General features: G+C 52.3%; 19 protein-coding genes. 8 read left to right on the top strand and 11 right to left on the bottom strand.

The annotated features are described in order from the left end of the window. Positions 1 to 12: 12 nt before the first annotated feature. The 3 genes from DHN43_RS09840 to DHN43_RS09830 are packed head-to-tail and all read left to right on the top strand — an operon-like array spanning position 13 to position 3962. Entirely contained in the window at positions 13 to 1122 is a 1110-nt protein-coding gene (locus DHN43_RS09840) for a microcin C ABC transporter permease YejB (protein WP_063286361.1), read from the top strand. A gap of 6 nt (positions 1123 to 1128) precedes the next feature. Further along, positions 1129 to 2313 (top strand): ABC transporter permease, encoded by a 1185-nt coding sequence (locus DHN43_RS09835; RefSeq protein ID WP_063294293.1) that lies wholly within the window; start codon positions 1129 to 1131, stop codon positions 2311 to 2313. A 17-nt stretch (positions 2314 to 2330) separates the two neighbouring features. Then, positions 2331 to 3962: an ABC transporter ATP-binding protein gene (locus DHN43_RS09830; RefSeq protein WP_108818498.1), complete on the top strand. Its 1632-nt coding sequence runs from the start codon at positions 2331 to 2333 to the stop codon at positions 3960 to 3962. Positions 3963 to 4053: 91 nt separating this feature from the next. Here DHN43_RS09830 and DHN43_RS09825 read toward each other — a convergent pair whose 3' ends face one another. The 7 genes from DHN43_RS09825 to DHN43_RS09795 form a co-directional block, all read right to left on the bottom strand. Next, a complete protein-coding gene (locus tag DHN43_RS09825) occupies positions 4054 to 4386 on the bottom strand; it encodes a hypothetical protein (protein ID WP_108818497.1) in 333 nt (110 codons plus the stop codon). A gap of 144 nt (positions 4387 to 4530) precedes the next feature. Beyond that, on the bottom strand, positions 4531 to 4992 hold the full coding sequence (locus DHN43_RS09820) for a methyltransferase family protein (protein WP_108818496.1): 462 nt from the start codon (positions 4990 to 4992) through the stop codon (positions 4531 to 4533). A 42-nt stretch (positions 4993 to 5034) separates the two neighbouring features. Further along, positions 5035 to 5646 (bottom strand): LysE family translocator, encoded by a 612-nt coding sequence (locus DHN43_RS09815; protein ID WP_108818495.1) that lies wholly within the window; start codon positions 5644 to 5646, stop codon positions 5035 to 5037. Between the two features lie 145 nt (positions 5647 to 5791). Then, positions 5792 to 7345 carry a signal recognition particle-docking protein FtsY gene (gene ftsY, locus DHN43_RS09810; RefSeq protein WP_057463048.1) on the bottom strand — a complete coding sequence of 518 codons (1554 nt, stop codon included), beginning with the start codon at positions 7343 to 7345 and terminating at the stop codon, positions 5792 to 5794. 30 nt (positions 7346 to 7375) lie between these two features. Beyond that, the gene (gene mtaB, locus DHN43_RS09805) at positions 7376 to 8644 is read right to left on the bottom strand and encodes a tRNA (N(6)-L-threonylcarbamoyladenosine(37)-C(2))-methylthiotransferase MtaB (RefSeq protein WP_108818494.1); all 1269 of its coding nucleotides are present in this window, start codon (positions 8642 to 8644) and stop codon (positions 7376 to 7378) included. Further along, the gene (dapF, locus tag DHN43_RS09800) at positions 8641 to 9546 is read right to left on the bottom strand and encodes a diaminopimelate epimerase (RefSeq protein WP_208995163.1); all 906 of its coding nucleotides are present in this window, start codon (positions 9544 to 9546) and stop codon (positions 8641 to 8643) included. Before dapF ends, mtaB begins: the two co-directional genes overlap by 4 nt. Before the next feature lie 152 nt (positions 9547 to 9698). Then, positions 9699 to 10205 (bottom strand): L,D-transpeptidase family protein, encoded by a 507-nt coding sequence (locus DHN43_RS09795; RefSeq protein WP_244306701.1) that lies wholly within the window; start codon positions 10203 to 10205, stop codon positions 9699 to 9701. Between the two features lie 265 nt (positions 10206 to 10470). On the opposite strand from DHN43_RS09795, the gene DHN43_RS09790 reads away from it, so the two are divergent. Beyond that, a complete protein-coding gene (locus tag DHN43_RS09790) occupies positions 10471 to 11154 on the top strand; it encodes a response regulator transcription factor (protein WP_063286368.1) in 684 nt (227 codons plus the stop codon). A gap of 94 nt (positions 11155 to 11248) precedes the next feature. Continuing rightward, positions 11249 to 11686, top strand: coding sequence for a cyclic nucleotide-binding domain-containing protein (locus DHN43_RS09785; protein ID WP_208980539.1), 438 nt, complete (start codon positions 11249 to 11251; stop codon positions 11684 to 11686). Positions 11687 to 11698: 12 nt separating this feature from the next. On the opposite strand, the gene DHN43_RS09780 is transcribed toward DHN43_RS09785, so the two are convergent. Further along, positions 11699 to 12169: an Lrp/AsnC family transcriptional regulator gene (locus DHN43_RS09780; protein ID WP_082596803.1), complete on the bottom strand. Its 471-nt coding sequence runs from the start codon at positions 12167 to 12169 to the stop codon at positions 11699 to 11701. A 91-nt stretch (positions 12170 to 12260) separates the two neighbouring features. Between DHN43_RS09780 and DHN43_RS09775 the strand changes: the two genes are divergently transcribed. Further along, positions 12261 to 12884 carry a LysE family translocator gene (locus DHN43_RS09775; RefSeq protein WP_057463043.1) on the top strand — a complete coding sequence of 208 codons (624 nt, stop codon included), beginning with the start codon at positions 12261 to 12263 and terminating at the stop codon, positions 12882 to 12884. A gap of 142 nt (positions 12885 to 13026) precedes the next feature. Continuing rightward, complete coding sequence (locus DHN43_RS09770; RefSeq protein ID WP_108818493.1) at positions 13027 to 13704, top strand: ankyrin repeat domain-containing protein; 678 nt, start codon at positions 13027 to 13029, stop codon at positions 13702 to 13704. 73 nt (positions 13705 to 13777) lie between these two features. Here the strand turns inward: DHN43_RS09770 and leuD are convergent, their stop codons facing one another. Both leuD and argC read right to left on the bottom strand, forming a co-directional pair. Then, positions 13778 to 14383 (bottom strand): 3-isopropylmalate dehydratase small subunit, encoded by a 606-nt coding sequence (gene leuD, locus DHN43_RS09765; RefSeq protein WP_057463042.1) that lies wholly within the window; start codon positions 14381 to 14383, stop codon positions 13778 to 13780. 40 nt (positions 14384 to 14423) lie between these two features. Next, complete coding sequence (argC, locus tag DHN43_RS09760) at positions 14424 to 15371, bottom strand: N-acetyl-gamma-glutamyl-phosphate reductase (protein ID WP_063286369.1); 948 nt, start codon at positions 15369 to 15371, stop codon at positions 14424 to 14426. A gap of 357 nt (positions 15372 to 15728) precedes the next feature. Between argC and DHN43_RS09755 the strand changes: the two genes are divergently transcribed. Then, positions 15729 to 20537, top strand: a complete 4809-nt coding sequence (locus tag DHN43_RS09755; protein WP_108818492.1) for an NAD-glutamate dehydrogenase — start codon at positions 15729 to 15731, stop codon at positions 20535 to 20537. A gap of 75 nt (positions 20538 to 20612) precedes the next feature. Here the strand turns inward: DHN43_RS09755 and DHN43_RS09750 are convergent, their stop codons facing one another. Next, positions 20613 to 20918: a hypothetical protein gene (locus DHN43_RS09750; protein WP_063294282.1), complete on the bottom strand. Its 306-nt coding sequence runs from the start codon at positions 20916 to 20918 to the stop codon at positions 20613 to 20615. Positions 20919 to 21041: the final 123 nt, after the last annotated feature.

Here is a 21041-nt window from a genome sequence, read left to right as displayed (position 1 = left end):
CAAAAGAAGCCCATGGGCGCCTATATTCTGCGTAGATTGCTTTTGATGATCCCGACCCTTATCGGCATCATGGCAATCAACTTTGTCATTATTCAGTTCGCACCAGGCGGACCGATTGAGCAAGTTATCGCTCAATTGCAAGGGGATAGTGTATCCGCAACCAGCCGCATTTCGGGTGGTGGAAGTGATTTTGGAAGTTCTGCCGCAGCCAATCAGGGCGGCGGAGACAGTGCAGGATCGAAATATCGAGGAGCACAGGGTCTTGATCCGGAGTTCATCAAGGAACTCGAGGTCCAGTTTGGCTTCGATAAACCTCCTCTGGAGCGTTTCGGGCGCTTGATCTTGGACTACGCGACCTTCAATTTCGGCGAAAGCTATTTCCGTGACATTGCTGTTGTTGATCTGATTGTCGAAAAGCTGCCGGTATCGATCTCACTGGGCCTATGGATGACGCTCATCTCCTATGGCATCTCGATCCCCCTCGGCATTCGTAAAGCAGTAAAAGACGGCACCTCGTTTGATGTCTGGACCTCCAGCATCATCATTGTTGGTTATGCAATCCCGGGCTTCCTGTTTGCAATCATGCTGATTGTTCTCTTTGCCGGTGGCTCCTTCTGGGACTTCTTCCCACTCCGAGGTCTCACCTCAGAGGGCTGGAGCGATATGTCATGGCCACAACGGATCCTCGACTACTTCTGGCATCTGGTCTTGCCATTGACTGCGATGGCGCTCTCCGCCTTTGCAACAACAACGCTTTTGACGAAGAACTCTTTCCTCGATGAGATCCGAAAGCAGTACGTTCAAACTGCCCGCGCCAAAGGCCTGACAGAGCGTCAGGTGCTTTATGGCCATGTCTTCCGCAATGCGATGCTCATCGTTGTCGCTGGCTTTCCGGGTGCGTTCATCTCGGCGTTCTTTGCAGGCTCGCTCCTCATTGAGACGATCTTCTCGCTGGATGGCCTTGGCTTGCTAGGCTTCGAGTCAGCGCTCAACCGCGACTATGCAGTTATGTTCGCCACGCTTTATATTTTCTCGTTGATGGGTTTGATTGTGAATTTGGTCTCGGACCTCACCTACACCTGGATTGATCCCCGGATCGATTTCGAAAGCCGGGAGGTGTAACGAGCAATGGACACACAACTCGAAAAACGCCTTCAAGATCAGGGCTACGAAACAATCAATCCGCTGCCAGAGCAGACGCAACCGCCTGAAAAGCGGCAAAAACTGTCTCCTCTCAACCAGCGCCGCCTGCAAAACTTCAAAGCCAACAAGCGTGGGTACTGGTCTCTCTGGATATTCCTCGTCCTGTTTGTGCTCGCACTGGGCGCAGAATTCATCACCAACGACCGCCCAATCCTGGTTTCCTATAAGGGCGAGCTGCTCATGCCGGTCTTTACGGACTACCCGGAGGAAAAGTTCGGCGGTTTCCTTGCAACAACGGATTATCGTGATCCATTCATTCAGGAAGAGATCGACGCCAACGGTTGGATCCTCTGGCCTCCGATCCGTTATTCCTACCAGACGGTCAACAATGAAATCCCGGTCCCGGCCCCAGCTCCTCCAAGCTGGATGATGGATAAGGAACTGCGCTGTGAGCGTTATGCAGAGGGTGTAAACGATCCAAACTGTACAATCGGCAACTGGAACTGGCTCGGCACTGATGATCAGGGCCGTGATGTCCTCGCCCGCCTTGTCTACGGTTTCCGTATCTCCGTGCTCTTCGGTCTGGCGCTAACACTGGCATCCTCCGTCATCGGCATTGGGGCCGGCGCCGTGCAAGGCTTCTACGGTGGTTGGGTTGACCTCGGTTTACAGCGCTTCATTGAAATCTGGACGGCAATGCCGACGCTCTACCTCATCTTGATTATTTCGTCGGTACTGACGCCAGGATTCTGGATCCTGTTCTCAATCCTGCTCGCCTTCTCATGGGTGGCCTTGGTTGGTGTCGTCCGGGCGGAGTTCCTGAGAGGCAGGAACTTCGAGTACATCTCCGCTGCGCGAGCTTTAGGCGTTTCCAATGGTACGATCATGCGCCGCCATCTGCTGCCAAACGCGATGGTCGCAACGCTTACATTCATGCCGTTCATCCTGAATGGGTCCATCTCCACGTTGACAGCGCTGGACTTCCTCGGCTTCGGCTTGCCTCCGGGCTCCGCCTCGCTGGGTGAGCTGCTCAAGCAGGGTAAGAACAACCTTCAGGCGCCGTGGCTTGGCATGACAGGCTTCTTCGTCCTGTCGATTATGCTCAGCCTGTTGATCTTCATCGGTGAAGCGGTTCGCGACGCCTTTGATCCACGTAAAACGATGAACTGAAGAAGGGAGGATCGCATATGACTGATGATCAAACGCTCCTCTCTGTTGAGGACCTTTCCATCGCCTTCCAGCAAGGCGAAAAGGAAAATCTCGCCGTTGACCAGATCTCTTTCGACATCAAGGAAGGCGAGACCGTCGCACTTGTGGGCGAAAGTGGCTCAGGCAAATCTGTTTCAGCACTGTCCGTACTCAAGCTTTTGCCCTATCCGGCTGCAAGTCATCCAACTGGCAAGATCGTCTATCAGGGTGAAGACCTGATAGCAGCGACCGAAAGTGAAATGCGCCGTGTGCGTGGCAACAAGATCTCCATGATCTTTCAGGAGCCAATGAGCTCACTGAACCCGCTACACACCATAGAACAGCAAATCGCTGAAATCCTGAAAATCCACCGTGGACTTGGGGACACCAACGCCAGAAAGCGCGTGCTGGAACTGTTGGATCAGGTCGGCATTCCAAATCCGGAAGAACGCCTGAAGTCCTATCCGCACCAGCTCTCCGGTGGTCAGCGTCAACGTGTCATGATCGCCATGGCATTGGCAAACGAGCCGGACTTGTTGATCGCGGATGAACCGACAACAGCACTTGATGTCACGGTTCAGGCGCAAATCCTGCAACTGCTGAAAGACCTGCAGAAGAGCACAGGCATGGCCATGCTCTTCATCACGCACGACCTCGGCATTGTTCGCCGGATCTCTGATCGTGTTTGTGTGATGACACAGGGCAAAATCGTCGAACACGGCGATACCGAAGATATTTTCGAAAGCCCTCAGCACGAATACACCCAGCATCTGCTGGCAGCAGAACCTAAAGGGCATCCACCTGCCGGCGATACCAGCCAGCCAATTGTCATGGAAGCCAAAGACCTCAAGGTCTGGTTTCCCGTCAAACGCGGCTTCCTGCGTAAAACAGTCAGCCACATTAAAGCAGTTGATGGCATTGATGTGACCGTTCGCGCTGGGCAGACATTGGGCATTGTGGGCGAAAGTGGGTCAGGCAAGACCACGCTGGGTCTTGCGATCCTGCGTATGATCTCCTCAAATGGTCAGATCAGCTTCAATGGCTCTGATGTTCAGGAACACTCGTGGAAGCAGATGCGTCCGCTGCGCCGGGATATGCAAATCGTGTTTCAGGATCCATTCGGCTCCCTGTCGCCGCGTATGTCAGTCTCGGAGATTGTTGGCGAAGGCCTCAAGATCCACATGCCCAACCTCACGGCCAAAGAACGGGAAGCCAAAGTTGCAGGTGCGCTGGAAGAAGTGGGGTTGGATGCAGCTACGAGGTTCCGTTATCCGCATGAATTCTCAGGTGGACAGCGACAGCGTATCTCGATTGCGCGAGCAATGGTGCTTGAGCCAAAGTTTGTGATGCTGGATGAACCAACGTCAGCGTTGGATATGAGCGTTCAGGCGCAGGTTGTCGACCTGCTCCGCGATCTGCAAAAGGCTCATGGCTTGGCGTATCTGTTCATCTCGCACGACCTTAAGGTCGTCCGTGCACTCGCCAATGATGTGGTCGTTATGCAGCATGGCAAGGTGATGGAGGCGGGGACGTCAGACGAGGTCTTTGACAATCCGCAGACCGAGTACACCAAGGCCCTGATGGCTGCTGCATTCCGTCTGGAAGCAATTGAGGGCGTCATCAGCTCTTGATGTGCTGCTGCCTCTGCTCAATGAGCAATAAGAACTTACCCATGGCCGAACATTCGGCCATGGTTGTGAAACAAATAAAGTCGAACTGCTGCTAACTTGAGACAGCTACACTCTTGCCGATCTTGAGAGAAACTTTTCCACTTGCGAAAACAAGTTGTATCTGAAGCCGCTCCGCGGCGGCTTTAAGTTCTTTGCCATAACCACCATCAGAGTGAGTAAATTTGGCTTCGAATTTTTTCAACTTCGGGTCGTTGTTCACTTCATCCAGAAAAGTATCTTCCACATCTCGACGTTTTTGCGTCAATTGCTTCATAAATGCTGTCTGGACTTTTTCATCTACTTTTGCCTTAGTTAAGGCCGTTTCAATTTTGCTGATGTCGCTATAGACTTGCTTGACACCTTTGAACTTCATAAGCACGGCCATCAGGATCTCCCTTTTGTTGTTTCTTTTGGATCAACGGCCAGTATCACGCTAGGGACACTACTTGTGCATTCTTACCATAGGGTAACAAAAGGAAGTGGAGGTTGAAGCATTCAAGGCAAAGCGCTTGTGCATCGTGCGGAGAACTTACATCCAGCGCCGGACGCGTGCTTTGTAGGCAAGGTACTCTTGACCAAAGTTCTCTTCTAAAAGGTCTTCTTCAGGTTTGATCTGGAAGAGGGTGATATAGACAGCAAAACCCAGAGCAACTGGAATAGCGAACAGGTTCCCCTGAAAGATGGCCCATCCCAACAGAATGAACTGCAAGCCCAAATACATCGGATTACGTGTTTTGGAGTAAATTCCGTCAGACACAATCGCACTCGCATTTTCAGGGTGCGAAGGGCTCGTTGTCGTCCGCGCTCTGCGGAACTCAGAGAGCCCGGTCACTCCAAAATAACCACCAGCTCCGATGCCAATCACAAGAAATGCTGTCTCTGCACCATGCAGATTGATATCTCCGGGAAGCAGTGTTGCAACCATCCAGATGATAACCGCAAAGCTAAAGAAGACAGCCACAGGCGGGAACCTGAGTTTTAAATTTTCCATTGTGTTCCAGTAGTTTGTTGTTCCAGAAATGCAGGAAGCCTATCAGTTCTCAGAGAGTGCCAGCTTAACACCAAGCGCGCCAAACGTAGCTGCAAAACCTCGTTTGAGCCAAGCCATAACTTTTGGTCGGTTGATCACATAATCGCGGGCCAGCGACGCCATTGCGCCGTACCCGATGAAAACAACAAATGTAAGCGCCATAAAAACAAAGGCATGGAAGAGCAGAGCAGATGTAGCATTTGCACTGCCAGGAGAAACGAACTGAGGGAGGAAAGCGAGGAAAAACAGAGACAGTTTCGGGTTCAGCACGTTGAGCAGAATACCGTCGAGTGCGGTGCGATAAAGAGTTCTCTCGCGGCTTTCACCACTCACTTCCAGTGCGCCACCACTGCGCAGGATGCTCCATGACATGTAAAGCAGATAAGCAACCCCAAGATACTTCAGGATCTGAAAAGCAAGGGCGCTGCTATGAAAGATCGCTGCCACCCCAATAATACTTGCCAAAGCTGCCGGAACAATCCCGAGCGTACAACCAAACGCAGCAGCAACACTTGGCTTAAGCCCTTTCCCAAGCCCGATAGCAATCGTGTAAAGCACACCTGTGCCGGGCAACAGAACAACAATGAAGGAGGTCAGAAGATACTCAAGTGTCATGGAAGAGCTCACAAATTGATGGCAGGGCAACAGAAGCACCAGTCTATCTGATTGCTCTGGCGTGTCCAATGAACTTGAAGAAAATGACCTGAAAGTAGGTAGGAGTGGAAAGGCGAAAGACGCCTTCCCAAATCACATAGCTTAGTTAGTCTTGTTCGTGATCTTTGCCAGCAATCGCTGCTGCAAAGTCTTTTGCTGAGAATGGCTCAAGGTCTTCTACGCCTTCACCCACGCCAATGAAGTGCACTGGCAGGCCGTATTTACGGGCAATCGCCACCAGAATACCGCCACGTGCTGTGCCGTCCAGCTTGGTCATCACAAGACCAGTTACACCAGCAACCTTGCCGAAAATCTCCACCTGAGAAAGAGCATTCTGGCCTGTGGTCGCATCAAGGGTTAGCAAAGTGGTATGCGGTGCATCAGGAACGCGCTTGCGGATCACACGAATGATCTTCTCAAGCTCATCCATCAGCTCAGCTTTGTTCTGCAAACGGCCAGCGGTATCAATCAACAGCACATCCGTGTCGTTGCTGAGAGCGGCATCAACGGCATCGTAAGCTAAGCCAGCAGCATCTGCGCCGGTATCGCGCGCCACAACTTCAGCGCCAGTGCGCTCACCCCAAATTTTCAGCTGTTCAACAGCTGCAGCGCGGAATGTGTCGCCCGCTGCGAGCATCACTTTCTTACCCTGCTCATGCAGCAGAGATGATAGCTTACCGATTGTGGTGGTTTTGCCTGTACCGTTTACGCCAACCATCAAGACGATGTGTGGTTTATGACCGCTTTCAAGGTCCAGCGGTTTAGCAACAGGTTCTAAGACGCTTTCAATTTCTTCAGCAAGGATGCTGCGGACTTCCTCGCCTGAAATTTCCTTATCATAGCGACCATCAGATACACGGTCGGTAATCGCAATCGCTGTATCAATGCCAAGGTCTGCTTGAATCAGAATATCTTCCAGCTCTTCAAGAGTATCTGCATCCAGCTTGCGCTTGGTGAAGATCGAGCTGATGCCCTCGGATAGGGCATTAGAAGAACGGGAGAGCCCAGCTTTAAGACGCTGGAACCAGCTCGTTTTTACTGGAACATCTTCTCCAGTTTCCGCAATTCCCGGAGTTTCTCCAGCTTCTTCAGCCTCTCGGCTCTCTTCGACCGCTCCAGTTTCCTCGTCTCCTCCGGATCCTCCGCTTTCCCGAACACTTTCAGAGCTTCCTGCTTCTTCAGGTCCTTCCGCTGTTCCTGATGCTTCAGTGATCTCATCTGTGAGAACGGGTTGTCCATCGGCAGTATCCTCAGCAACGGGCGCAGCATCATCGCTGACCTTTGGGGAAAGTATATCTTGCTCAGGCTCAACGTCTGCTGAATTTTCTTCATGCAGATCGTCATTGTCCAGGTAGGCGGTCTCTTCTAGAGCTTTGGTTTCTGCCTCATCCAAATCATGAGGCTTATCAGAAACTTTCTCTTCGGTCGCAGGCTCCAACTCAGGTGTGAGCTCTGGATTTTCCAGATCAAGAGTTTCATCTGCGATTGCTTCAGCCGTTTCTTCAAGGCCTTTAACAGGGTCAAGCGGAACGGATTGAACGCCTTCTAAAGACTCACGCAGCTCTGCACTGTCAGGAGCTTTTTCCTCCTGCAGGCTCTGTGTTTCTTCTGAGGAACCGCCAAACAGGCGACTGAAAAAACCGCGCTTCTTTTCGCTCATGCTGGAAAGATACCTTTGAAATGTAAAAGCTTAAGCTGCTTTGCCAAGAGGCTCTGCAATTAGATGTCTTTCGGTATGCCCTGTAATGCGTGCGGAGACAAGGCTTCCGGCAACATCCGCATCCAGTTCAACCTGAGTAAATTGCTCGGTGCGACCAAGTCCCTCACGCTCAATCAGGATCTCACGCTTCTTGCCCACTTCAGCACGAAGGTGAGCCAGCAAAGCTTCCTGCCCCTTTTCACGAAGGCGTGCAGCGCGCTCTTTAATGATCTTGCGATCGAGCTGCGGCATACGGGCCGCTGGAGTGCCTGGACGTGGGGAGAATGGGAACACATGCAGATGTGTCAGCCCACACTCATCAACGATGCGCAGGGTATTCTCAAACATCTCATCGGTCTCAGTTGGGAAACCGGCAATAATGTCAGCGCCAAAGACAACATCAGGACGCATCTTGCGCACGTCTTCGCAGAACTGGATCGTGTCTTCGCGGGAATGACGACGCTTCATGCGCTTCAGGATCATATTGTCGCCAGCCTGCAAGGAAAGGTGCAGATGCGACATCAGGCGATGATCATGCGCAATCACTTCCATCAACTCATCATCGGCTTCAATGCTGTCGATGGAGGACAGACGCAGGCGCTTAAGATCAGGCACCATCTTCAAAATCTTGGAACAAAGCGTGCCAAGCTTAGGCGTTCCCGGCAAATCAGCACCGTAGGACGTAATATCAACGCCAGTCAGAACGATCTCGCCATAACCGTTGTCGACAAGGCGTTTGATCTGGTCAATGACCACACCCATCGGCACAGAGCGGGAGTTACCACGGCCATAAGGGATGATGCAGAAGGTGCAGCGATGGTCACAGCCATTCTGAACCTGAACAAACGCACGAGAGCGTCCTTCCAGTCCATCAATCAGGTGACCTGCAGTCTCGCGCACGCTCATAATGTCGTTGACACGCACCTTCTCGGTTTCTTCAATGCCAAACTGAGCGACACGGCCATAAGAGGCGCGCTCCAGCTTTTCAGAGTTACCAAGAACCAGATCCACTTCGCCCATCTCGGCAAAGGTTTCAGATTCTGTCTGCGCCGCACAGCCAGTCACGATAATACGTGCATCCGGATTTTCGCGGCGGGTTTTGCGAATGGTCTGTCGTGCTTGACGGACAGCTTCGTTGGTCACGGCACATGTGTTGATCAGCACGGCATCCTTAAGGCCCGCGGCCTCTGCTTCGCGCTTCATCACTTCCGACTCATAAGCGTTCAGTCGGCAGCCAAATGTCACAACATCAATGCTCACTGCGTAGGCTCCATTGCCGCGTCCCCCGAAGCGGTCTTTGTGTAGGTGAGGGTGTCGAGATTGAGCTCGCCCTCGAATTCAATTGCGGTTTCACCGGTCATCATGATGTGGTCGTTGTCCTCACGCCACTCAATACCCAGCGGTCCTCCCGGCAGATGGACGGTGCACTTGCGTGCGGTCCGGCCTGTCCGTGCTGCTGCAACACCTGTTGCGCAGGCTGCAGTGCCACAGGCTCGCGTCAAGCCAACACCACGTTCCCAGACCTTCAGGCGGATTTCGTTTTCGCCAATGATCTGAGCAAGAGAGATATTCGCCTTTTCAGGGAACATCGGATGACACTCAAGCAATGGTCCAAATCGCTCAAGGTCGTGGGCTTCAATATCATCCACCCAGAAAATCGCATGCGGATTACCAACATTCACAACGCTTGGTGAGTGCAGAACCGGAGCATCAATCGGCCCGATCTGTAGCTCAATGGCGCGTGTATCAGCAAACTCTTCTGCCAGTGGAATCTGATCCCACTCAAGGCGAGGCCTGCCCATATCAACGCTCACCAAAGTCTGACTGTCAGATGCATGCGCAATCAGCAAACCAGCGTTGGTCTGAATAGGAACGCTTGGAGTGCCTGCTTCACCCATTAGCAGACGGCCAATGCAGCGTGTTGCGTTACCGCAAGCATCTACTTCGCTGCCATCGCGATTGTGAATGCGCATAAAGGCATAAGCATCAGAACTTGCAGGCTCGACCGTAATCATCTGGTCAAAACCAATACCCTTTTTGCGGTCTCCGATAGTTGCAATTTGCGCCGGAGTTAAGACAACCTTCTTTGCGCGGCTATCGAACACCACGAAATCATTGCCTAAACCGTTCATTTTCAAAAAGGGAACCAGCGTATCCGCCATGAGCTTGCTTCCATTCATGCGTAATCCGTCAAGAAGGCACTATATGGATTAAATTACTTTAGATTACTAGGGAAAATGCAGGGAAAAACCTTGTCTGAGACGATTGTGAGGCCAGCTTTAAAGCCTCCCTAATCGAATTCTCTGGTTTTGCACTAATCCGCACAGACTTCCATTATATCCCCAGGCGCCATTTCCTTCAGGATTTCACGCATCACTTCCGGATAAACCGCAACGCATCCCTCTGTCGGTAAAAAGCCTTCTCGTGCCACGTGAAAGAAGATTGCGCTGCCTTCGCCTTTGACCGCCGGATACATATTGCAATCCAGCACGACAACAATGTCGTAAAGCCGGTCATCTCGCCACATCTTCTCATGGCTGGGCTCAAACGGCAGATCGACGGGGCGGTTATAAAGAGTATCCTGAGGAGAATCACACCACCCGTCGCTTTGAGACAGGGGTGAAACTGGCAAATATGTGACTGGACAAGAGCTGCGATCCGAGCGGTAATACACATTCAGCAGTTCAAAACGCCCAATCGGAGTTGCGCCGTCACCTTCGCGCTTTGTGTGCGTCAAACCAGATCGTCCAAGTGCACACGCAAATGTTACTGCGCCTAGTGTCAGTGTTCCTGAGTGAGGCTCATCACCTGTATGCCGCACAAATAGGGTCTTCTGGGTCTTCTTAAGTAGCTTTGCGGGGGGAGTGGGTACTGCGAGAGGAAGCATCTATGAACCTGTTGTCCTGCGGAAAACACCGGGAGAAACACTCCCAAATAAAGCGGGGGTCACTTACGCGTGAAGTAGATTTTACGAAAAACTTTGAGATTTACCACGTTTTTGCTCGCCTTTTTTTCGGCAACCCTTCATGTATTTATGTGAGATAAGTTTTAGGGCTAGCACCAAAGATTGGTGATTGGGTGAGAATATGACTGCACGTAAAATTCTGCTTGTAGATGACGATAACGATCTGCGCGAAGCGCTCGTTGAGCAGCTGTCGCTTTATGATGAATTTGAAACCACTCAAGCTGACAGTGCTGCGACTGGCATCAAAAAAGCAAAAGAAGATCACTTCGACCTGGTTCTTATGGACGTTGGTCTGCCGGACATTGATGGCCGTGAAGCTGTGAAGTTGCTGCGTAAAGCAGGCTTTGGCGCTCCAGTCATCATGCTCACCGGTCACGATACAGACAGTGACACGATCCTCGGTTTGGAAGCTGGCGCAAATGACTACGTCACCAAGCCATTCAAGTTCGCTGTTTTGCTTGCTCGCATTCGTGCGCATCTGCGTCAGCATGAACAGAGCGAAGATGCTGTGTTCACCATTGGCCGTTATTCCTTCCAGCCTGCTGCAAAGTCCATGCAGGACGATAATGGTGGGAAGGTTCGTCTGACCGAAAAAGAAACTTCTATCCTGAAGTTCCTCTACCGTGCAGGTGAAAAGCCAGTGACACGCGACGTGCTGCTGCATGAGGTTTGGGGCTACAACTCCGGCGTCACAACACACACGCTGGAAACTCATATTTACCGTCTGCGTCAGAAAATTGAGCGTGACCCGTCCAATGCGGAGCTGCTCGTGACAGAAGCTGGTGGATATAAGCTTGTGCCTTGAGGCATAAGCAGCTAATCCAAGAACTATGAGTCTAGCCCGCGACATCGAAATCTTAAGACGCGTTCCTCTCCTCTCGCAATTTTCAGAGGACCAGTTGCGCCTGCTCGCATTCAGTGCGGAAACCATGCAGGTGTCTAAAGGTGGAACAATTTTTAATGAGGGTGAGCGGGCAGACGGTGGCATCGTGCTGACAATCGGCAAGGTGCAGCTGGAAACCGGTATGGGGCGCGACGCGCGTCCCAGAGGCACCTACGGCCCCGGTACTCTGTTCGGCGAAAACGCGCTGATGGCTGAGGGCAAACGTCCGGCTCGCGCTGTCGCACTTGAAAATTGCGAATTGATCCGTGTCCGCCGCGCACTCTTCTCCCGCATGCTGCAGGAATTCCCTGAAACTGCGCAAAAGCTTTATGTCGATAAGGCTAACCAGTTTACGACAGCCGCCGCCGCTTTGGCGCGCGTTGGTCGCAAGTTGGATGAAGTGGACGCTCTCAATGAGCGCCATAAACAAGAAGTTGCTGCCAAGCGCAGTTAAGCCAGCGGCCCTTTATAGCGGCTTCTGCACACGACTCTCTTTAAAATCATAGATAATCGAGCTTTCGATCTTGGTGATGTAGGCCCGCTTTGTGAACTTTTCAAAGGCAAGGCTTTTCAGGTGATCGATATCGCGAACACGCAGATGGGCGACGATATCGTATGCTCCACTGATCAGCGTGACGGATTTTACTTCCGGTAACCCAACGACCTCCTGCATGAATTCCTCCACCAGCAGCGCCTCGTGTCTGTCCAGCTGAATGAAGAACATTGCCTCAAAGCCCACTCCATAGGCTTTCGGGTCCACAACCGCATGGCTACTCTGTAAAATACCACTGTCTTTCAATCGCTTAATACGTTCATGACAAGCCGATGGGCTCAGGTTAACCTCAGCGGCCACCTGTTTATTGGGAAGCAGTGCATTATTCTGCAAAATTTCCAATATGACGAAGTCTGTTCGGTCGAGATGGTGAGAAGAGGTCATTTTTCGGAATCAATTCGATATTCGGAGGGTATGCGCCGCAGTATATTCGGAGAAAATTTGGAATAAAACCTCTCATAAGAAAATACTCTCAATGGCAGCGAATACCCTTCTCTTTTTGATCACCATCCTAAGTCTGATTATCGTGCCCGGCCCGGATATGCTGTATGTCACCAGCAGGGCACTTGCGAGCGGAAAACCCGCTGCCCTCAAAGCATCCCTCGGAATTTCAGCTGGTTATCTCGTGTTCACCGTCTTGGTTGCGGCGGGCTTTCAGTCTCTCTTCCTAGCGGAACCAAGACTGTTTCAGGCAATCCGCTGGGTAGGTCTGGCCTACCTTATGTACCTGGCCTATCGCCTCTTCTTCGCAAGCGGCATGTGGACTTCAGAAGATGAGCAACAAGCACCAGCAGATACCAATGATCTGAAATTCGGCTTCCTCACCAGTTTGCTGAACCCAAAGGGAATGCTCTTCTATTTCTCCCTGCTGCCGCAGTTCTATGTGCCGGAGGTTATGCCTTTCTGGCTCTACGCGTTGGTTTTCGGTATGGTGGCAAGCTTGCTCTGTCTGATTGTCTATTACGGTGTTGGCAGCCTCGTTTCCGGTCCTGCCCGCGTGTGGCTGGCAAACAGCAACAACGGCAAACGCGTCTCCATGCTTGCCAGCCTTTGTGTTTTTGCTGTCGGCATCTCTATGGTCGTTGCCGATATAGCGTAAACGCATCTGCACGATCTTTTGAAAAGCGCATTGTAAATCAAGCCGTCAGCTTGTGATATGACTGCATGTCGCCTTTATGCAGTCATAGTTTGCCGCTTTGACTGAGCTAACCAACGTCTCACTCAAAGAGGAAACTGCTTCCATGCCAAACACAGTCAGTAAAGTACTTGCAGGAGCCGTTGTGGCTACACTGCTCACGCTGGGTGGGCTAAACTCTTCTGCGCTTGCTCAAACTTATACAGAGCAAGACGTTTTTGCTGCAGTAGAGGCGAATGACATGAAGGCATTAGACCAAATCGCAAAAGCCGGAGCGTCACTGGATGCCCGTGACAGCTCTGGTGATACAGCGGTTATCGTTGCGGCTAGACGCGGAGATCTTGAGCTGGTCGAGCACTTGGTCAAACTCGGCGCTGACATCAATCTGATGGACGCCAAAAAGCGTGATGTGCTGAACATCGCGATCACCACGAGTAACCCTGAACTGGCACGATTGGCTCTGGACTTAGGGATCAACCCTTCCATGGTGACATCTGTCTATGAAGGTTCTGCGCTCATCTACGGCAGCCATCAGGGGGCTGTCGAGATTGTTTCCATGCTGATTGATGCTGGAGCACCGCTTGATCATGTCAACAACCTGGGCTGGACCGCACTTCTTGAGGCCACCATTCTTGGCGACGGCAGCGAACCTTATCAGACGATTGTCAAGAAACTCGTTGATGCCGAAGCTGACAAAACCATCGCCGACCGCAACGGCACCCTCCCAATCGACTACGCCCGCAACAAAGGCCACACAGCAATCGTGCAGCTCTTGGAAGATTGATCAAGCAGTATGAGAGACAACAAAAAAAGGGCGCTCAGGGCGCCCTTTGTCTCATCAGCTTTGACATGATGGCTTAATGCCAAGGATGGCTTAGTCCTAGTTTGTCTTCGTAGCTGTCGATGTGGTCGGTCTTTTGAAAAGTCTGACCAATGTCATCAAGGCCGTTCAGCAGGCAATGCTTGCGGTGTGGGTCCAGATCAAACTTGATTGAGCCACCATCCGGGCCGCGCACTTCCTGCTCTTCCAGATCAACAGTCAGTGTCGCGTTTGCGCCGCGGGACGCATCATCCATAAGCTTGTCGAGATCTTCCTGGCTCACCACGATCGGCAGAATACCGTTTTTAAAGCAGTTGTTGTAGAAGATGTCAGCAAAGCTGGTGGAGATCACACAGCGAATGCCGTAATCCAGCAGAGCCCAAGGCGCGTGCTCACGGGAAGAGCCGCAGCCGAAGTTGTCACCAGCAACAAGGATCTGAGCATTCTCGTAGCTTGGCTTGTTCAGCACAAACTCTTCGTTCCTGGAACCGTCGTCGTTGGTCCGCATCTCATGGAAAAGTGCAGTGCCAAGGCCTGAACGCTTGATGGTTTTCAGAAACTGCTTCGGGATGATCATATCGGTGTCGATGTTGACCAGTGGCAACGGCGCAGCAACGCCTGTCAGTGTACTAAACTTTTCCATGGAAGACTCTCCTCGGATCTCTGGAATTCTCTAATTTTTATTAGGCTACAGCGAGATCAATGCTCTCGTTCAGGCCCATCATAATATTCAGGTTTTGGACGGCTGCGCCGGAAGCGCCCTTGCCAAGGTTGTCATAGATTGCGACCAGCAGAGCTTGGTGCCGGTCATCATTGGCAAAAACGTGCAGCTGCATTTTGTTTGTGCCGTTGAAGATTTCCGGGCTCAGATCCTCAATTGCGTTGACGCTTTCAAACGGTGCGACTTCCACATCGCCAGCAATGCTGGAGAAATGGTCATCAAGCACAGCGTGCAGGTCTTTGCCTGTCGGTGCGTTACGCAGTTGTCCCAGCTGCAACGGAACAAATGTCATCATGCCCTGCGCATAGTTGCCAACCGCTGGCTGGAACAATGGTGCATGGGCAAGGTCAGCATACAGCTGCATTTCCGGCAGATGCTTGTGTCCAAACTGCAAACCGTAAGGCCAGTAAGAAGACGGCTTGTCGCTGGCTTCATACTTTTCAATCATCTGACGGCCACCGCCAGTATAACCGGAAACTGCGTTCACAGTGAGTGCGTGGGTGGACGGAATAACCCCAGCTTCCAGCAGTGGACGGACAGTCGCGATCACGCCTTGCGGGTAACAACCCGGATTGGAAACGAAACGCGCGTTGGAAATGATCTCCGCCTGATCCTTCGTCATCTCAGGAAAGCCGTAGGCCCAATCTGGATTAACGCGGTGTGCAGAAGATGCATCAATAACGCGGGTGCTGTCATTCTTAATGAGCGACACGCTTTCCAGTGCAGCTGCATCGGGCAGGCACAGGATCGCAACATCAGCAGAATTCAAAAGCTCGGCACGAGCTGCCAGCTCCTTGCGGCGCTCCGGAGCGATGCTGAGGATCTCAATGTCACGGCGCCCGGCCAGACGCTCGCGGATCTGTAGACCCGTCGTTCCGGCTTCTCCATCAATGAACACGCGCACTGACATTTTCGACTCCTTGGAGCTTGTAGTTGGAATTAGGTTCAGGGGTTGTACAACGTCCATCACCCATTGTCACAGAATAGGGCGTGTTTTTTTAGGCCTCTGTCCTCAATTGGCAGTTGAGGGAGGCTCAAGCAACTTCAGGTTCACAGGAAGGGCTTTTCGAATATTACAAGAATTCCCGTATGTCGCTCACATCCGAACACATTCTACTGAAAACGATGTTTTTGCGGGATTCTTGTCGCGTTTCGCATTGAAATATTGAGTAAATGCACCTTAATAGGTTTCAAAGGCATAGGCCGCGTCCATGTGGCATGTTCGCGCAGCCTGTGCCGACTATAATGTTGGATGAGGAACGCCTGAATGTCTGTAACGACAGCCGAGGCTAAAGCTGGGCTTATTGCCGATACCTGTGCACTGCTAATTGACGATAACGAAGACGAAGCAAGGTTTGCCGAAGACCTCTTCTCTCACGCCGATGCAGAAGATCTCCTGAACTATACCCCATCAGAGCTTGCGGTCGTATCGCAGGAAGCCTGGGCTGATTTCGCAAATCACCCGCTGGGGACCCATCGTATTCGTGTGTTCAATCCGCAGCCAAACGCTGACGGCAAGCAGCTCGAAGACATTACCATCGTTGAAATCGTCAACGATAACATGGCCTTCCTCGTTTCCTCCGCGATGGGGGCGATCCAGACAGCCGGCTACGAAGTCCGCCTCGTACTGCACCCGCTCTTTATCGTAGAGCGTGATGATGATGGCGGCTTGCAAAAGTTCCACGGCACGGTTGGTCTTGGAGGACCATCTGTTCGCCGTGAAAGTCTCATCCACATCCACCTTACACGTTTGAACTCTGATGAGGACATCAAGAAACTCGAAGAGACTCTTGACCTTGTTCTCAATGACGTCCGTCAGGCCGTGCAAGACTGGCGCCCAATGCGTGACAGAATCCAGCTGGCGGTTGAAGAATACCAGCAGGTCCGCGCAAAGGCAGACAACAAGCAGTTTGACGAGGCAATCGCCTTCCTTGAGTGGATGGCGGCTGATAATTTCACCCTCTTGGGGATTCGCGAATTCATTTTTGATGACACCAGCGAAAACAGCGAACTCTCTCTGATCGAAGGCTCAGGTCTCGGCATTCTGACCGATCCGAAGGTCCGGGTGCTCCGCAAGGGCTCTGAATTCGTTGTTATGACGCCGGAAATCAGAGAGTTCCTGCTGAAGCCGGAACCACTGATCATCGGTAAAGCCAACATCCGCAGCCGCGTCCACCGTCATGTTCACATGGACTATGTTGGCGTGAAGCTGTTTGATGATGAAGGCAAGCTTCGTGGTGAACTGCGCGTTGTCGGTCTCTTCACCGCAACAGCGTACACCCGCTCAACCAGCTCCATTCCTTACATTCGCCATAAGACCGCGAAAGTAATGAAGAAGCACGGCTTTGATCCGGAAAGCCACAGCGGTCGTGCACTTCGCAACATCTTGGAAGGTTATCCGCGTGATGATCTGTTCCAGATTGATGTTGAAACCCTCTCCAACTTTGCTGATGCGATTCTTCAGCTCAATGAGCGGCCACGTGTCCGTGTTCTGTCCAGAACCGACAAGTTCGACCGTTTCGTATCGATCATCACCTACATCCCGCGTGATCATTTCACCACGAGCATTCGTGAGCGGGTTGGTAAGTATCTGGCAAATGTCTACGAAGGCCGTCTGTCAGCTTGGTACGCAACATTCCCTGAAGGGCCTCTCGTCCGCGTCCATTATATTGTTGGCCGTTACATCGGAGATACGCCTCAGCCGTCTCAGGCAGAGCTGGAAGCCTCCATTCAGGTCATTGTCCGCACCTGGACAGACAGCCTACGAGAAGCGCTCCGCTCAGTCTATGGCAATGCCATCTCTGGCGCACTGCTGAAGCGATATGGTTCTGCGTTTGATGGTGAATACACCTCTGCGACACCAGCGGTGACTGCGACCAAGGATATTCGCCGCGTTGAACAGCTGGGTGAGAAGCGCCCGCTTGTCATCAGCTTCTACAAGCGCGAGCGTGAAGGTAAGGGCCAGATTTCTCTGCGGGCCTACCACCTCAACAAACCGATTCCATTGTCCGCTCGTGTGCCGATGCTCGAAAATCTCGGGTTCCGCGTCATCAACGAGAGAACCTATCGGATTACACCGTCAGATCGCGAACTTAGTTATCTGCACGACACCACGCTGCATCTGGACGAAAACCGCTTCCGCAACTTCACCGAAGCCGACATTGAACGACTCGGTGCATTGTTCCTCGCAGTCTGGAACAAACAGGCTGAAAACGATGGTTATAACGCCCTTGCACTGACAGCAGGATTGGCATGGCGCGACATCGCTATGATCCGCGCACTCTCCCGCTACTTGCGTCAGGCTGGAATCCTCTATTCTGAAGATTATATGTGGGGAACTCTTAACCGCTATCCACAGATCGCTCAGCAGCTCGTTCACCTGTTCCATACACGCTTCGATCCTACACTCGGAACGTTTGAACGTTCGGGTAAGGAGGGTCGTCTGATTGATGAGATTTCCGCAAGCCTTGATGAAGTAACGAGCCTGGATGACGACCGTATTCTCCGTCGTTTCCAGAATTTGATCCTGGCAACACTGCGCACCAACTTCTTCCAGTTGGATGATGCTGGCCAGCCAAAACCAACCTTCGCATTCAAACTTGACCCACATAAAGTGGAAGGCCTGCCAAAGCCGCTGCCGCACCGCGAGATCTTTGTGTACAGCCCACGCGTTGAAGGCGTGCACATGCGCTTTGGTCCGGCTGCTCGTGGTGGCCTGCGTTGGTCCGACCGTGCTCAGGATTACCGCACAGAAGTGCTGGGCCTTGTGAAAGCACAGCAGGTCAAGAACGCTGTGATCGTTCCTGTTGGCTCAAAAGGTGGTTTCCTGCCGAAACAGCTTCCAAAAACAGGCAGCCGTGACGAGTGGATCGCAGAAGGAACTGAAGCCTACAAGATCTTCATCTCCTCCCTGCTGGATCTGACAGATAACCTGGACGCTGACCTCATCCTGCCACCAGAGCTGGTTGTTCGTCACGATCAGGACGACCCATACCTCGTTGTGGCAGCTGATAAAGGCACCGCGACCTTCTCAGACACCGCAAACGCGATCTCAGAAAGCAAAGGCTTCTGGCTGGGCGATGCATTCGCGTCCGGCGGCTCCGCTGGGTATGACCATAAGAAGATGGGCATCACCGCACGCGGCGGTTGGGAAGCTGTGAAACGTCACTTCCGCGAAATGGATCGTGACATCCAGAAAGAACCATTCACCGCGTGTGGTGTTGGTGACATGTCTGGAGACGTGTTCGGCAATGGTATGCTGCTTTCAAAAGCGACCAAGCTTGTTGCTGCCTTCGATCACCGCGACATCTTCCTTGACCCGAACCCGGATCCAGCTGTGACCTGGGAAGAACGCAAGCGTATGTTCGATCTAGGGCGTTCGTCCTGGCAAGATTACAACAAGGAACTGCTCTCAGAAGGCGGCGGCATCTACCCACGTTCTTCCAAGTCTATTCCTCTGACCATTCAGGTTCAGAAGATGCTCGGCCTCAACAAGTCGAAAGCATCTCCTCAGGAAGTCATGACCGCTATCCTGAAGATGCAGGCAGACCTGCTGTGGTTCGGTGGTATCGGCACATACATCCGCGCTTCTGACGAAAACAACAGCGATGTGGGCGACCGCGGCAACGACGCAATCCGCATCACAGCAGCTGAAGTCGGTTCGAAAGTCATCGGCGAAGGTGCAAACCTCGGCATCACTCAGAAAGCTCGTATCGAGTTCTCTCGTGCCGGTGGTCGCTGTAACTCCGATGCGATTGACAACTCCGCTGGTGTGAACTCCTCCGATATGGAAGTGAACATCAAGATTGCGCTGGGCGCTGCAGTTAAGAAGGGTACGCTGACCACTCCGGACCGCAACGTTCTGCTGGCGGATATGACAGACGAAGTTGCTCAGCTGGTGCTGCGTAACAACTACCTGCAAACTCTGGCAATCTCACTTTGTGATCGTCGTGGTCTTGAAGATCTGGGCTATCAGGTCCGTATGATGCGTCAGCTTGAATCTCAGGATCTGCTGGATCGTGTTGTTGAAGATCTGCCGGACGATGTGACTATTGAGGAACGTGAAAAAGCAGGTCAGCACCTGTCTCGCCCAGAACTGGGCGTGCTGCTGGCATACGCAAAACTCACGCTTCATGATGAGCTGCTGAACAGCTCTGTTCCTGATGATGCCTACCTCGCGAAAGAGCTTTACCGCTACTTCCCGAAACAAATGGCAGAAACCTATACTCAGGAAATCGAAGGACACCGTCTGCGTCGCGAAATCATCGCAACAATGCTGGCGAACTCCATTATCAACCGAGGTGGCCCTGCATTCCTGACCCGCATCATCGATCAGACCGGCGCGTCTGTTGCTGATGTGGCCCGTGCCTTCGCTGTGGTGCGTGATGCCTTTGGGCTGACCCAGCTGAACGAAGAGATCGACCGTCTAGACAACACCATCTCCGGTGATCTGCAGCTAGAGCTCTACACTCTGGTTCAGGATCTGGTGCTGGGTATGGTGATCTGGTTCCTGCGCAACGTCTCCTTCGAAGATGGTTTGGAAGCAGCGATCAACCGCTTCCGCGAAACCGTCAAGCGTCTGTCTCCACGTCTGGAAACGTTCCTTTCCGAAGAACGGGCAGCGACGCTCAAAGCGGAAACTGATCGTCTGGTGGAAGCTGGTGTTCCAATCATGATCGCGGCTCGCATCGCCCGTCTCATCGGCGAAATGGTGATCCCGGATATCGTTCTGGTCTCCGAAAAAGCCAACCGTGACGTGGATGAAGTTGCAGCCTCCTACTTCCGCGTGGCCGAGCACTTCAAGTTTGGTGCGATTGAAGAACTGGCTCGTGAGTTTGTCATTCGTGATTACTACGACGGATTGGCACTCGACCGTTCCCGCTCCATCCTGGCAAATGCTCTGCGTGATCTGGCTGCTCAAGCCCTTGCGGACGAAAAAGGCTTTGATGGCTGGCTGGAACGCAATGGCGGTAAAGCTGAAAGAACACAGCAGGCAACCAACGAGATTCTGGAGAAGAACCTGTCGGTTTCCAAGTTCTCTGTGGCAGCTGGCATGCTGGCAGAGCTTGCAAACTAAGCTCTGCAAACAGTACAAAAAACAAAACCCCGGTGCTGCACCCTGCACTGGGGTTTTCTTTGCCTGAGATCAGAATTATCTATTCTTGGCGTTCTTTTCTTTTTCCATCGCCAGCCGCATTTCAAGGTCGGAGATATGCTTCATTGCGGCCTTTTTGTCCTCATCGCCGGTAGCAGCGCGGTACTTCTCACGTGCTGCGGCAATGTCATGGGTCAGCTGCACTTCGCGAGGGGCGGCAGCACGATCAAGCACACTCTTGTCTACGCCTTCGATGCGCTCTTCTTCGACCTTGGTTCCTGACTTTGAACGGAGCGCTTCCAACTGCGCTTTGAGTTCCTGTTGGGCGGCGGCGTTCTTATTGTTTTTATTGAGGTCGAACATGCTGGTTCCTTCTCACGTGTCAAAACATATCCTCCCCATAGATATGAATTTAAACCAGCGTCTCTGTCTATTACGTCCCGAAAGGTGTGCTGAACCTGAGCTTAATGCTGTGGGTCTCTATCT

Origin of the sequence: Pseudovibrio sp. Alg231-02, from assembly GCF_900143565.1 — a bacterium.
Classification (GTDB): domain Bacteria; phylum Pseudomonadota; class Alphaproteobacteria; order Rhizobiales; family Stappiaceae; genus Pseudovibrio.
The sequence above is the reverse complement of the archived record's forward strand: the minus strand, read 5'-3'. Positions and strand labels throughout refer to the sequence as shown.